General features: G+C 40.0%; 12 protein-coding genes. All 12 read left to right on the top strand.

From position 1 onward, the window contains the following. A complete protein-coding gene (yihA, locus tag NV377_RS11790; RefSeq protein WP_258201409.1) occupies positions 1–690 on the top strand; it encodes a ribosome biogenesis GTP-binding protein YihA/YsxC in 690 nt (229 codons plus the stop codon). A 284-nt stretch (positions 691–974) separates the two neighbouring features. Next, entirely contained in the window at positions 975–1,568 is a 594-nt protein-coding gene (locus tag NV377_RS11795) for a non-ribosomal peptide synthetase module (RefSeq protein WP_258201410.1), read from the top strand. Positions 1,569–1,972: 404 nt separating this feature from the next. After that, positions 1,973–2,371, top strand: a complete 399-nt coding sequence (gene speD, locus NV377_RS11800; protein ID WP_258201411.1) for an adenosylmethionine decarboxylase — start codon at positions 1,973–1,975, stop codon at positions 2,369–2,371. 959 nt (positions 2,372–3,330) lie between these two features. Then, a complete protein-coding gene (hemA, locus tag NV377_RS11805) occupies positions 3,331–4,704 on the top strand; it encodes a glutamyl-tRNA reductase (RefSeq protein ID WP_258199129.1) in 1,374 nt (457 codons plus the stop codon). A gap of 63 nt (positions 4,705–4,767) precedes the next feature. After that, positions 4,768–5,586: a cytochrome C assembly family protein gene (locus tag NV377_RS11810; RefSeq protein WP_258199130.1), complete on the top strand. Its 819-nt coding sequence runs from the start codon at positions 4,768–4,770 to the stop codon at positions 5,584–5,586. 20 nt (positions 5,587–5,606) lie between these two features. Further along, positions 5,607–6,248: a precorrin-2 dehydrogenase/sirohydrochlorin ferrochelatase family protein gene (locus NV377_RS11815; RefSeq protein ID WP_258199131.1), complete on the top strand. Its 642-nt coding sequence runs from the start codon at positions 5,607–5,609 to the stop codon at positions 6,246–6,248. Positions 6,249–6,275: 27 nt separating this feature from the next. Next, positions 6,276–7,223, top strand: coding sequence for a hydroxymethylbilane synthase (gene hemC, locus NV377_RS11820; protein WP_258199132.1), 948 nt, complete (start codon positions 6,276–6,278; stop codon positions 7,221–7,223). 4 nt (positions 7,224–7,227) lie between these two features. After that, positions 7,228–8,778: a uroporphyrinogen-III C-methyltransferase gene (cobA, locus tag NV377_RS11825; RefSeq protein WP_258199133.1), complete on the top strand. Its 1,551-nt coding sequence runs from the start codon at positions 7,228–7,230 to the stop codon at positions 8,776–8,778. Positions 8,779–8,792: 14 nt separating this feature from the next. Then, positions 8,793–9,788: a porphobilinogen synthase gene (gene hemB / locus NV377_RS11830; protein WP_258199134.1), complete on the top strand. Its 996-nt coding sequence runs from the start codon at positions 8,793–8,795 to the stop codon at positions 9,786–9,788. Between the two features lie 5 nt (positions 9,789–9,793). Beyond that, positions 9,794–11,092: a glutamate-1-semialdehyde 2,1-aminomutase gene (hemL, locus tag NV377_RS11835; protein WP_258199135.1), complete on the top strand. Its 1,299-nt coding sequence runs from the start codon at positions 9,794–9,796 to the stop codon at positions 11,090–11,092. A 247-nt stretch (positions 11,093–11,339) separates the two neighbouring features. Next, positions 11,340–12,305 (top strand): RluA family pseudouridine synthase, encoded by a 966-nt coding sequence (locus NV377_RS11840; RefSeq protein WP_258199136.1) that lies wholly within the window; start codon positions 11,340–11,342, stop codon positions 12,303–12,305. Positions 12,306–12,390: 85 nt separating this feature from the next. Then, complete coding sequence (locus NV377_RS11845; RefSeq protein ID WP_258199137.1) at positions 12,391–13,746, top strand: LysM peptidoglycan-binding domain-containing protein; 1,356 nt, start codon at positions 12,391–12,393, stop codon at positions 13,744–13,746. Positions 13,747–13,817 lie beyond the last annotated feature (71 nt).

Raw genomic sequence — 13,817 nt, forward strand, 5'->3', positions numbered from 1 at the left:
ATGATAAAAATTAAAGATACTCAATTTATAATTAGTGCCGTACGTCCTGAACAATACCCTGCAGATGGCTTGCCAGAAATTGCTCTGGCAGGTCGTTCTAATGTGGGTAAGTCTTCATTAATCAATAAGATGATTATGCGAAAAAACTTAGCTCGTACCAGTTCACAGCCTGGTAAGACGCAACAATTGAACTATTACCGTGTGAATGAAGATATTTATCTCGTTGACTTTCCTGGTTATGGTTATGCAAAAGTATCTAAAAAGCAACGTGAAGAATTTGGCGTTATGATCGAGAGGTATTTGCAATCTCGCGATCCGCTGGTATTGCAACTTCTCGTAATAGACATTCGTCATGAACCTTCCAAAGATGATCAATTAATGTACCAATGGCTGAATCATTATGAAATTCCTACATGCATCGTTGCGACGAAAGCTGATAAAATTCCTCGTTCCAAATGGGACAAGCATTTAAAAATGATTAAAACTACTTTAGGTGCTAGCTCAAAGGATAGAGTTGTACTATTTTCTTCGGACACTGGACTTGGTCGTGATGAATTATGGGGGCATATTTTGCAAGCGATAGAAGACGCTGGAATGTCCCTACCTAATGAAGATGGCGCAGTTGAGCAAGTGGAAGCGGAAACGAATGTTTCACAGCAATTGGATGAAGCTGTCCAAGAGCAACAATAATTAAGTGTGGTCTTATTCATAATCAATTAGTAAGTTTGTATTTTTCGGTAAACAGGGTAGGATACACGAGAACTTCTTAATAATTTGCGAGCATTGTGAGTAATTGTTCAAGAATTTTTACGATAATTCCGATATTTCGTGAAATATGATGAAATTTCAAGTGTGAAGAGCAGGAATATAGAGCGCAAATCTCGTATAATATAACATATAAGCATGTATTCGGCCTTTCTGAGTTCTAAGATATTCTTCATCTGCTTGGAAAGCGAAGAATTGAGGAGATTTTTATGGCTAAGCGGATAGCCACAGAGTATGTTAATGCAAGATTTGAGTTAAGTAGTTCTGAACTATCAAAATTTATTGTTTTTATGGAGGAGCAACAATTGCGCCTTCAGGTACTCATTCTTGAGAATGGTAACCAATCACTTGTGCTAGAAGATGTAGCTGGACATGAGGCTATTCGTATGACGTTTGAACGTCAATATGATAAATATGTGTGTGAACTTTCATGCCGAATTGTCGAACTAAAGCTGACTAATGCAATGCGAAAAGCGGTATCCGCATTCCGTGGCAATGCGATTGTCAACCGAATTTATAGTCATTATACGATGGAATATCATTATAAGAGTGGTGCTGTTCATAGTATCGTTGAAAAGAACGATAAAGGTGAACGCATAGTGTTCGAAAAAAAGAATACCGTTCAAAAATTGCAACGTGTTTTTGATAGTCGTTTAGTTGAAAGAGAAATCAAGCTTGTTCATCAATCGATTGATGAATGGCTAGATCTCCGTAATCAAGCAAGCAACGATCTTGATTTAAACAATGTTGATGAGCAATTGAAGGCATTAACTTTCAAGTTATTCACGTTGGAAGCACATTGAACGTAGTACTCGTAAAACGAACAGGTTAATCCCTGTTCGTTTTTTTGTTGCATTTAATCACATTAATTTCTGCTATTATTGGTTTGTGAATAATGAGATTATAATAATTTTAGGGAAATATAGAGATAGAAGTAGCAATAGTCAGCTATCTTGAGTAAATTAAAGTGAGTCTTGGGATATTGAAAAATATTACAGGAAATTCACAAAATAACTATTGCATTTAACCCAATAAGATGTTATTTTTATTCTCGTTGAAAACAAATTGGTTGTTTAAAATTAGGAACCAGGATTCACTCAGGACATGGTAATGTTACGAGAGATTAAACCCTCGAGAAGTGAATGACGTAGGTCCTAGCGGATGAAATTTTTAAAACATTTTATTCCTAGGAAGGGGGAACCGAAGGATGGAATATTCTACTTTCGGAAGACACGTTGCTGTTGATGCATGGGGTGTCGATTTTGATTTGCTAAACAGTGCGGAGGAATTACAATCTCACATGGTTGAGGCAGCGGAGGCTTGTGGAGCTACAGTGCTATCTGTTCAATCAAAACAATTTGAACCTCAAGGCGCAACGGTACTTGTACTGTTGTCAGAGAGTCATCTCTCGATTCATACGTATCCTGAAAGAGGATTTGCTGCACTTGATTGCTATACTTGTGGCGAAACAGTAGATCCACAAGCAGCTATCGATTATATGCTATCAGTGCTTAAGCCACAGAAAACACATGCTAAGAAACTAGTTCGTGGTATGGGTGAGCTTCAAATCGTTGAACCTGAAATGAAACAAATTGAGCTTGTATAAGATTAGATATGTAATGGTCATGGGCGAAAGTCTATGACCATTTTTGTTTGAAGCGATTGTGATCACGATGAGTATGCTGATGTAGCTTATTCGACGGCGAATATGCCATTCATCGCTAGCTCCAGTGCTCATGTACCAACAACGTACATTCCGCGCTTCGCGTTACTAGCTTCATGTCATATTCTTGGTGCTGACAATCGCTCCGCTTTGAAGGGGACCTCGTGAATTGACTCCTATTGAACCTTCTTCATGAATGTTCAAAGATTCGTCTTCGTGAGTAAGGTCCTAGTGAACTTTCTGCTTGAAAGTCCACAGACTCGCGTGCTCGGGTTCGATCAGGAAGATTGACTCCTATTGAACCTTCTTCATGAATGTTCAAAGATTCGTCTTCGTGAGTAAGGTCCTAGTGAACTTTCTGCTTGAAAGTCCACAGACTCGCGTGCTCGGGTTCGATCAGGAAGATTCACTCCTATTGAACCTTCTTCATGAATGTTCAGAGATTCGTCTTCGTGAGTAAGGTCCTAGTGAACTTTCTGCTTGAAAGTCCACAGACTCGCGTGCTCGGGTTCGATCAGGAAGATTGACTCCTATTGAACCTTCTTCATGAATGTTCAAAGATTCGTCTTCGTGAGTAAGGTCCTAGTGAACTTTCTGCTTGAAAGTCCACAGACTCGCGTGCTCGGGCTCGAGGAAGATCGACTCCTATTGAACCTTCTTCATGAATGTTCAAAGACTCGTCTTCGTGAGTAAGGTCCTAGTGAACTTCTGTTTGAATGTTCACTGAACCATGTATGTGGGTAGTTCAGGGGGATTTGCGCTTAATTAACCTCTATTGAGAAGAAAAGGTATAATACTTCCTTATAATTCGAATAATAGTCAAATATAGAGATTATTGCGAAATAGTATTATGATATAATTATTATAAATTACTGGTTATACACTTCGGAAAGGGGATCACCATGCATATTATTGTTGTTGGCTTAAACTATCGTACTGCTCCTGTCGAAGTTAGAGAACGCTTCGCATTGGCTGAAGAACAACTAACAGAAGCACTTATAAAGCTGAAAAGTACAACGAGTATTATGGAATGTGTGATCGTCGCAACTTGCAATCGTACTGAGATTTATGCAATCGTTGATCGTGCACAAATTTGTGGTCATTATGTAAGATTATTTATGGAACAATGGTTCGGACTGCCGCGTGAGCAGTTTACAAACAGTTTATATATGTATGAGGATCATGAAGCGATTGAGCATTTATTCAAAGTTTCAAGTGGTCTTGATTCGATGATTATTGGTGAAACACAAATACTTGGACAAGTGAAGCAAGCTTTTCTTGAATCACAGCAATTGAAAACAACAGGTACTGTATTTAATATGCTGTTCAAGCAGGCAATAACGCTAGCAAAACGTGCTCATTCTGAGACGAGAATTGGTGATCTAGCTGTATCCGTTAGTTATGCTGCGGTAGAACTAGGAAAACATATTTTTGGTAATTTCTCTAATAAGCGCGTGATGGTTTTTGGAGCAGGTGAAACCGGGGAGTTAACCGCAAAACATTTGCATGCCAATGGTGCATCTCAAATTAATGTCGTTAATCGCACTTTAGAGAAAGCAAAGCAAGTTGCTGCACAATTCGATGGTATCGCCTATAACTTTGAACAAGCCAATGAGCAAATGCAACATGTGGATATTATGATCAGTTCTACTGCCGCTAACCATTATGTACTTACGTTTGAAGATGTACAAGCTATTATGGCTAAACGTCGTTCGAAGCCACTATTTATGATTGATATCGCTGTGCCAAGAGATTTTGATCCGAAAATCGCAACGATCGATAATGTTTTTCTATACGATATAGATGATTTACATGGTATTGTAGAAAGCAATCTAGCTCAACGCAAGCAAGAAGCGACGAAGATTAATGTTATGATTAAAGAAGAGATTGCCTTGTTCGATAGCTGGTACAAAACATTAGGTGTTGTTCCACTTATTCGTGGTTTACAAACAAAAGCTGCCAATGTGCATGAAGAAACTATGGTAAGCTTGTCTAATAAGTTACCTAATCTGTCTGAACAAGAGTTGAAAGTCATTCGTAAGTTAACGAAGAGTATGGTCAATCAGATGATTCAAGATCCAGTACTCCGTGTGAAAGAATTGGCTGGAACTAAAAAAGCGGATGAAGCTATGGATATATTCGTACAGTTATTTGATTTGAAAGAGCAATTACACGAGATAGAAAAAGCAGAGAAGAAGGTACAAGAGCCGGCTGTACAAGATCGATCACAGTTTGTCCGTTCTGCTAAAAAACTTGCTGCGCTTGTACGCTCTTAATATCGGTTTAATGCCCTATCGTTTCGAAGAAAACAAAGAAGTAGAACACAGGGTGGTGCAGTGATGAATATGAATTTATGGATATATGATATTTTTGTATATATCTACGCCCTGAGTCTGTTGTTTTATTTTTCTGATTTTGTTTCTGAGAATCGGAAAGCGAAGCAACTAGGCACAGGGCTACTTGTTTTTGTATGGTTAATTTCAGGCGCGTTTCTAATCTTTCGATTACTAACAGAATTACGCATGCCGGTGTTTCAATTTACTACCTTTGATATATTGCAATTATTCTCATGGATATTAATTACAGCATCATTTATTATTGGTAGGTATTATAAAATCGACTTGATTGTCTTTTTTGTCAATGTTATAGGATTTTCTGTGTTTGCCCTCAATATGTATAGTTCGCCGAAAGAAGGACGATCACTTGAGTTATGGCAAGCTACACGCGAACTTCTTTATGTACATATTAGCCTTGTAATTAGTGCGTATGCTGTTTTGACCATCGGCGCATTGTTATCGATGATGTATCTCGTAGTACATCATAGTTTGAAACGAAAGAAATGGACAAAATGGTTACGTAGATTCCCAAGTCTAGAAGTTATGGATCGCTCGATTGAAAGAATGGTTGTTATCGGAGTTCCACTGTTAATTATGTCATTGGCAATTGCTACGATTTCACTAGTAGTAGAAGGCAGAGCATACTTACTGTTAGATATTCAGATAGTAACTTCACTTTGTGCGCTCGGTATATATGGTTACTTTATTTATCAGCGTTCGGTGAATGAACGATCAGGACAGAAGATCGCTCAATTATATTTGCTAGCGTACGCATTCCAACTTATTAATATGTTTTCGACTGAATTATCGGCATTCCACTAAATGTACAGGAGGTGGCGAAAATGGAACAAAACTCTCTGTACTATCCAATGATGGTGAATTTGCTCTTTCACAAATGTCTTATCGTTGGTGGTGGCGTTATTGCTACACGTAAAGTCGCTGGATTACTTGCAGGAAATGCGACCTCAATTACGATTGTTGCACCTGATATTAGTAGGTCATTGCAAGAATTAATAAAGCTGAATAAATCGTTAACATGGATTCAGTCTACCTATGAAGAAACACTGATGCAGCATTTCACTATTGTCTTTGCAGCTACCGATAGGGTAGAACTGAATGACACTATTACTGAAGACGCATTGAATAAGGGTATACTAGTATGTAATGTCAGTAATGGCGAGCAAGGAAACTTTATAACCCCAGCAACAATTCGAGAAGGTCAACTTACCTTAGCTATTTCAACATCAGGAAGCAGTCCTTCATTAACAAAACATTTGAAGCGTCAACTAGAGGAGCAATTCACAAAACCTTATGCTGACGCCTTACAATTAATGTCACGCCTTAGATCGGATCTGGGGCGAGATGGTATCGAGTTAACGATCAGTGCACGAATAACTGAGCAGGCGTTACAAGAAGTATTTCAAGTTTCATCAGCAGATTATGAGATGTGGTATAAAAATCTACGACAACGATATACGACGTAAGTGCATAATGAAGGTGAGGAATTAGCGATGGAAGATAGAGTCATTAAGGTCGGTACACGTCAGAGTCAGTTGGCATTAACGCAATCAGGACAAGTGATTAAGCAACTCGAAGAAATCTGTGAGCAACACGGATTACCTTATACGTTTGAAATACATAAGATTATTACAAAAGGCGATCAAATACTTGACGTCACGTTATCCAAAGTTGGCGGTAAAGGATTGTTTGTAAAAGAAATTGAACAAGCACTTCTTGATGGTGTGATCGATATGGCTATACATAGTATGAAAGATATGCCCTATGAGCTGCCAGATGGTCTGATTAATGGAGCTGTACCTAAGCGCTTGTCACCACAAGATTGCCTAGTTATGCGCAGCGGAGATACATTTGCTGACTTACCGCAAGGTGCCAAAGTTGGTACCAGCAGTTTACGTCGTAGCAGTCAGTTGAAGCATGTAAGACCAGATCTTGATTTGCAATGGATTCGAGGTAATATTGATTCACGTATTCGTAAATTAGAAACGGAAAACTTCGACGCGATTGTACTTGCAGCTGCAGGGTTAACAAGAATGGGCTGGCAGGAGAAAATTTCAACGTTGCTTCCGCTTGAAGTATGTGTTCCGGCCGTAGGTCAAGGGGCATTAGGTGTACAATGTCGTCAGCAAGATGATGAAGTTGTAAAGTTATTACAAATATTGAATGATGCAGATTCTGCACTAGCTGTTGCAGCAGAACGGAGTTTTCTAGGAACACTTGAAGGAGGTTGCCAAGTACCTTTAGGTGCACATGCAACCATAGTTGAGCGTTCAGAAGAAGGAATAGTTCTTGAATTAACAGGTATTGTTGGTTCTCCAGATGGTGAAATATTGTTGAAAGAAATTCGTCGTGGTACGGATGCTATCCAGTTGGGCGCAGATGTAGCCCAGTTGTTGTTAGACGGTGGTGCACGTGAAATTTTAGCGGAAATTGAGGTTTAATTCGATGAATAAGGGGAAAGTATATTTGGTCGGAGCTGGGCCGGGAGACCCAAGACTCATAACCGTCCGTGGTATGCAATGTATTCAAGAATGTACAGCAATTGTGTATGATCGTTTAGCAAGTCCGAGATTACTTAGATATGCACCAGATCATGTGAAGCGAGTGTATGTAGGTAAGTTACCAGATCGACATACGATGAAGCAAGAAGATATTAATCAATTATTAGTTGATCTTGCACTCGAAGGGCATACTGTAACGAGATTAAAAGGTGGAGATCCTACCATTTTCGGTCGTGTTGGAGAAGAAGCAGGATTGCTTCGTCAGCATAATATTCCTTTTGAAATTATTCCTGGCATTACATCAGCCATCTCAGTTCCTGCTTATGCAGGTATTCCAGTTACACATCGAGATCATGCATCATCCTTATCGATTATTACAGGGCATGAAAGTCCTGATAAACTAGATGTTTCAATTTATTGGGATAAAGTTACGAATGCTACTGGAACGTTATTATTCCTTATGGGCGTAGCCAAAATTGATTATATTGCTAGTCAATTGATGAAACATGGTCGTAGTTCTGATACACCAGTCGCATTAGTACGTTGGGGAACAACACCTGAACAAGAGACTATTGTAGGCACTCTAGGTACTATTGCTGAGCAAGTAGTTACCGCAGGCTTCAAATCACCAGCTATCATCATAGTAGGTGATGTTGTTAAGCAACGTGAGCAATTGCAATGGTATGAGCAGATGCCGTTATTCGGTATGCGCATACTTGTTACACGTGCAAGGTCTCAAGCGAGCGAATTTGCTTCACTTATTGAGGATCTTGGTGGTGAACCTTGCGAATTCCCTGTTATTCAAGTGAAGAAAAGCTCACAACCCGAACAAGTCAAAGCTATTGAACAGCACTTATTGCAAGCAGAACGATATGATTGGCTTGTATTTACAAGTGAAAACGGTGTTAATTATTTCTTCGATTGGTTGAAACAATATAAAGTTGATATCAGGCGTTTCAGTGGTGCAAAGATAGCAGCTGTCGGACCTAAGACTAGCGATGCGCTGAATGAACGCGGTTTGATTGTTGATCATCAAGCTACGCGTTACGATGCGGAAGGATTAGTGGAAACATTAGAACAATTCGCTACTGAGGGACAAGAAATGTTACTTCCAAGAGGAGATCTTGCACGCTCCGTTCTACCAGTGCAGTTACGAGCAAAAGGTATTATTGCTGATGAGATTACTGTATATGAGACAACAGTGGCGGTGCAACAAGAACCTATTGTATTTGACTGGTTGAGAGAAAAGCATATTCATGTTATTACGTTCACAAGTTCGTCCACTGTGAAAAACTTGATAAAAGTGTTAGAGCAAGGTGGAATTGAAGATCCTATTGCTTTGCTTAAACAATATCCACTTGCAAGTATAGGGCCTATTACATCAAATACCATTCGTGAATGTGGTCTTGAAGTTACAATAGAAGCAGAGGAAGCGACGATTGAATCGTTAACTGCAGCACTTATACAGTATCGTGGAACATTAGCGCAACAATAATGGAGGCGATTAAGATGACATTTCCAATAACAAGAAATCGTAGATTACGTCGTTCTACTGCATTACGTAGTATGGTACGAGAAAATAGATTGCATATTGAAGATCTTATTTATCCAATTTTTGTAACACATGGTCACAATGTTCGCGAAGAAATTCCATCTATGCCAAGTGTTTATCATCTATCGATGGATCAATTGAAAGTAGAGATTGAGGAAGTTATGGCACTAGGAATCAAATCTGTGCTAGTGTTTGGCGTTCCTAATTATAAGGATGCTGTTGGTAGTTCTGCTTATGATGACGACGAAATTGTTCAACAAGCGATTAAAGCTATTAAGATCTGGGCGCCCGAGCTTGTTGTTGTTGCGGATACATGTCTCTGCCAATTCACTGATCATGGTCACTGTGGTGTCGTTCATCTTGATCAAGAGACGCAAATAGCTACGATAGACAATGATCAATCACTTCAATTGTTAGTAAAAACTGCGATATCACAAGCGAAAGCTGGAGCTGATATCATTGCTCCTTCTAATATGATGGATGGTTTTGTTGCTGCTATTCGTCAAGGTCTTGATGAAGCGGGTTACGAAGATATTGCGATAATGTCCTACTCCGTAAAATATGCTTCAGCATTCTATGGGCCGTTCCGAGATGCAGCTCATTCAGCACCACAATTTGGCGATCGCAAAACATATCAGATGGACCCTGCTAACGCATTGGAAGCATTAAGAGAAGCAGATAGTGATGTAGCAGAAGGTGCTGATTTCCTAATGGTGAAACCAGCGCTAGCTTATCTTGATATTGTTCGAACATTAAAGGATCAATTCGATCTACCAATTGTTGCTTATAACGTAAGTGCTGAATATTCTATGGTAAAAGCAGCTTCTAGTAATGGTTGGGTTGATGAGAAAGCGATTGTATTAGAGACACTGCTAAGTATGAAGCGTGCGGGAGCATCAATTATTATTACTTATCATGCCAAAGACGTAGCGAAGTGGTTGAAGGAGGATTAGAAGAAATGGCTCAGAGAATAGATACATTATCAAAACTAGCCTTTGAACGTGCGAAAAAAGTCATTCCTGGTGGAGTGAATAGTCCTGTTCGTGCTTATAAATCAGTAGGTCTCACACCTGTATATGTTGAGCGTGGTGCAGGTAGTCGCATATATGATATAGACGGAAATAACTATATTGACTACATACTTTCTTGGGGACCGCTTATTGCTGGTCATGCTCATCCAGAAGTTATTGAAGCTATTACTTCGACAGCAGCAAATGGGACGAGTTTTGGTGCGCCTACTGAAATCGAGACGTTGATGGCTGAATTAGTATGTGAACGCGTACCTTCTGTTGATATAGTACGCATGGTTAACTCTGGCACTGAAGCAACAATGAGTGCTATTCGACTAGCTCGTGGTTATACGAACCGAACGAAGATATTGAAATTCGAAGGTTCATATCATGGGCATGCTGATAGTTTGCTAATTAAAGCTGGCTCGGGTGTTGCAACGTTAGGTCTACCTGACTCACCGGGAGTACCTGAACAAGTAGCAGTTAATACGATTACAGTTCCTTACAATGATCTTGAAGGTGTGAAACTTGCGTTCTCTCGTTATGGAGAAGAACTTGCTTGCGTGATCGTTGAACCTATCGCAGGAAATATGGGTGTCGTACCTCCACAACCAGGATTTCTGGAAGGATTGCGTGAGTTAACATCACAATATGGTAGCTTACTTATTTTCGATGAAGTTATGACTGGTTTCCGTGTGGACTATCACTGTGCACAGGGACGTTTTGGAATTACTCCAGACTTAACTTGTTTCGGTAAAGTTATTGGTGGTGGCTTGCCAGTTGGAGCATATGGTGGTCGTCGTGACATTATGGAGCAAATTGCACCAAGTGGACCGATCTATCAAGCTGGTACATTATCAGGCAATCCACTTGCGATGGCAGCTGGTTACGCCACATTGAAATTAATGACCAAAGAAGCCTATGAGCAACTAGAAGTTAAAGCTGCAACATTGCAGGCAGGGTTCGAAGCCAATGCTGCTAAGTATGGTATTCCACTAACGGTTAATCGCATTGGTTCTATGGTGTGTCCGTTCTTTACAAATGAGTCCGTTATTAACTTCGAGACAGCTAAGTCGGCAAATCTTGATCATTTCAAAGCTTATTTCGCAGAGATGCTGAATCAAGGTATAAGTGTTCCTCCTTCTCAATTCGAAGGATTATTCTTATCTATTGTACATACAGATGAGGACATCGCTAATACTATAGCCGCACATGATATTGCGCTATCTACTTTAGTAAATAAATAAAAGTGGTAGTTCAAAACAGTCACTTGTGATCACGATGCTATACCTTCGATCGAAGGTAATTCGACGTCGAAGATGCCATTCATCGCTAGCTGTGGCATAAGCTTTCGAAGTATGTTTCTTGCAGAAACATTGTAGGTGCTCGTGTACCAATTACGACACTCCACTCCTCGTGTCACTAGCTTCATGGCATCTTCTTGATGCTGACAAGCAACTGTTTTGAACTTCTATTGGAAAAGAGGTGAATGCTGTGTTTCATCAGCTTATAACTCGTCAAGGCTTGGATCTCGTATTGGACTGGAAACGGTTAGGTGAGGTGTTAGATGACGAGCAAGCACATACACAGCCAAGGGCTGGTAGTCATCCGCATGAAGTGCGGCAGTGGCTACTAGCCCATTCCTTTTTCCCAGTTAAATGGCTGAATCAGATATTTTCGGTTGGTGGGATTAAGTGGAATGGCGAACAGTTACATTTGTTAGCATACAATGAAGTTGATATTGCTCGTGACGATGTGTATCGAAGTGCTGGGCAATGGTTGAGATCAGGTCATGAAACAGTTCAAATGCTATACGAGGATGATCATTGCTTAGTCGTCTATAAAAGTGCTGGTATGCCAGTACATGGTTCAAGTAAAGGTCAGTTGAACACACTTGATGTTGCTGTAGCGGCACATATGCTTCACAAGCAAGATCCAATACTCGTTAGACATATCCATCGATTGGATGATGAGACATCGGGTCCGGTTCTATATGCGAAACATCAACTCGCTCAACTGAAACTCGATGAGCAAATGCGCAATAAAGAAATTGATAGACAATATATCGCGATTGTCCAAGGTGTATTAACGCTCGAAAAAGGAACAGTTAACGCACCGATTGGAAAAGATAGACGTGAGCCTAAACGGAGAGTTGTAACATCTAGTGGAGATTCAGCTATAACGCACTATAATGTAATCGCTAAATACGAACATTATACTGAGGTTGCGTTGAGACTAGAAACGGGTAGAACACATCAAATTCGCGTCCATATGACGCATCTTGGACATCCATTAGTAGGTGATAAATTGTATGGTGGCGAGACCAAATGGCTTATGCATCAAGCATTGCATGGGGCAAGTCTAACATTCATTCATCCTTTATCATCTGAGAAGATATATGTACAAGCAACGATGCCATCTTGGTATGCAGAAATAAAGCAACATATAACAAAAAGATAGTCATGCTAAAGCACCCTTCACCATATAGATAAATAGTGAAAGCTAGAATAAAACAAGCATTCATTATGTGAAGGGAGGCATTGATATGTCTGAAGTAAATAATGGTCTGCGATTTGATATTTATGAACGTGTACATTTGCCAGACAATGTCGCGGCGATTGATGAGCTTGAAGAAATTGAGCTTGTTCCACGCATTCAAGTGATAGAACAAGGCGATCAGGCAGTGCTGCAAGGGCAGCTTGTGTTGAACGGGATTTATCGTGCGCAAGGAGCAGAGGACGAGCAAGTCGCGTTAGAGCACTGGATTCCAGTAGAAATCTCGCTACCGATGAATCGAGTGTCAAGATTAGAAGAGATTACTGTAGATATCGATACATTTGATGTCGTGTTGTTATCGTCTCGAGCTCTAAATATTACAGGTATCCTTTCATTGCGTGGGATTACGCTTGAACAGGAGGAAGAAGCCAGTGAATGGGAATCAGAGATATTTACCGTATCACATGAACGCGGTGAATCGGAAGAAGAAGTTATTGAATGGAATGCAGAGATAACTGATGAAGAACTAAGTGAGCAGTCTGCTGAAGATGATGAGCAGAGACAGTTTATTCAGGAAGAAGCAGTTGAGAGCGAACCCTATTATGCAAGTTATTTGCAGGAAGAGCAATCAGTAGAGCAAGTTTTTGCTCAAACTCAAGAAGAATTACGGGCTGAACAATACGAAGTAGTTGAAATTGACGAAAATTTTGAAAGCGTTGAGAATGTTGAGCAAGTGGAAACTCTTGAGGAAGAACAAGAGCAATCAGTTGCGTATGCATACACAGAAGAAGATCTTGTTCGAGAAATAGAAGCACAACAATATACAGCAGATGCCTATGTAGAGGAACCCGTATATGTTGCTCATGAAGTTGCAACAAGTCATTGGGGACAATTTGTTAATGAAGCGCCGGTAGAGCAAGAAAGAGAGCAACAAGAAGAGCTAGAGTACGAAGAGGCACAAGCGGATGAAGAGATTGAAGAAGTTTCTGATAGTCAGTTAGAGGAAGAAGTCACTGAAGTAACTCATCAAGAACGTTCTGTTCATATCGCCTTAAATAGCAGTTCTAATCAGAATGAAACGTTAGGTATTCGTTCTATCCTAACTTCAAGCTTGCGTGAACAAGCAGCTCATCAAGCAACTCTCTTACAACAAGAAACTGAGCGACAACAAGAAGAAGCGTCAAAGCCTCATGTGGTTGAAGAGGAGATTGAATGGCAACATTTGTTCTTAAGTAAGCGCCCGGATCAGAACGAATTCCGTCGAATTCGTATGTGCATTGTGCAAAAAGAGGATACATTAGAACAAATTGCAAATCGATACAGCATTAACCCACGAGAGTTATTAGTACGTAATAATTTGCACGAAACGGCAATTTCAGAAGGGCAATTATTATATCTACCATAGAAATGTTAAGTTATCTCAACTATGAAAATGTCACTTTCCAAGCAGTCCGAGCCGCTTTTTTTGGGGCTTGG

This window comes from Paenibacillus endoradicis (assembly GCF_024721975.1).

What these genes read in the sequence shown, in the direction of transcription:
- yihA (WP_258201409.1), top strand. Translation starts at nt 1, where the DNA reads ATGATAAAAATTAAAGATACTCAATTTATAATTAGTGCCGTACGTCCT.
- NV377_RS11815 (WP_258199131.1), top strand. Translation starts at nt 5,607, where the DNA reads ATGGAACAAAACTCTCTGTACTATCCAATGATGGTGAATTTGCTCTTT.
- speD (WP_258201411.1), top strand. Translation starts at nt 1,973, where the DNA reads ATGGAATATTCTACTTTCGGAAGACACGTTGCTGTTGATGCATGGGGT.
- hemL (WP_258199135.1), top strand. Translation starts at nt 9,794, where the DNA reads ATGGCTCAGAGAATAGATACATTATCAAAACTAGCCTTTGAACGTGCG.
- cobA (WP_258199133.1), top strand. Translation starts at nt 7,228, where the DNA reads ATGAATAAGGGGAAAGTATATTTGGTCGGAGCTGGGCCGGGAGACCCA.
- hemC (WP_258199132.1), top strand. Translation starts at nt 6,276, where the DNA reads ATGGAAGATAGAGTCATTAAGGTCGGTACACGTCAGAGTCAGTTGGCA.
- NV377_RS11810 (WP_258199130.1), top strand. Translation starts at nt 4,768, where the DNA reads ATGAATATGAATTTATGGATATATGATATTTTTGTATATATCTACGCC.
- NV377_RS11795 (WP_258201410.1), top strand. Translation starts at nt 975, where the DNA reads ATGGCTAAGCGGATAGCCACAGAGTATGTTAATGCAAGATTTGAGTTA.
- NV377_RS11845 (WP_258199137.1), top strand. Translation starts at nt 12,391, where the DNA reads ATGTCTGAAGTAAATAATGGTCTGCGATTTGATATTTATGAACGTGTA.
- hemB (WP_258199134.1), top strand. Translation starts at nt 8,793, where the DNA reads ATGACATTTCCAATAACAAGAAATCGTAGATTACGTCGTTCTACTGCA.
- hemA (WP_258199129.1), top strand. Translation starts at nt 3,331, where the DNA reads ATGCATATTATTGTTGTTGGCTTAAACTATCGTACTGCTCCTGTCGAA.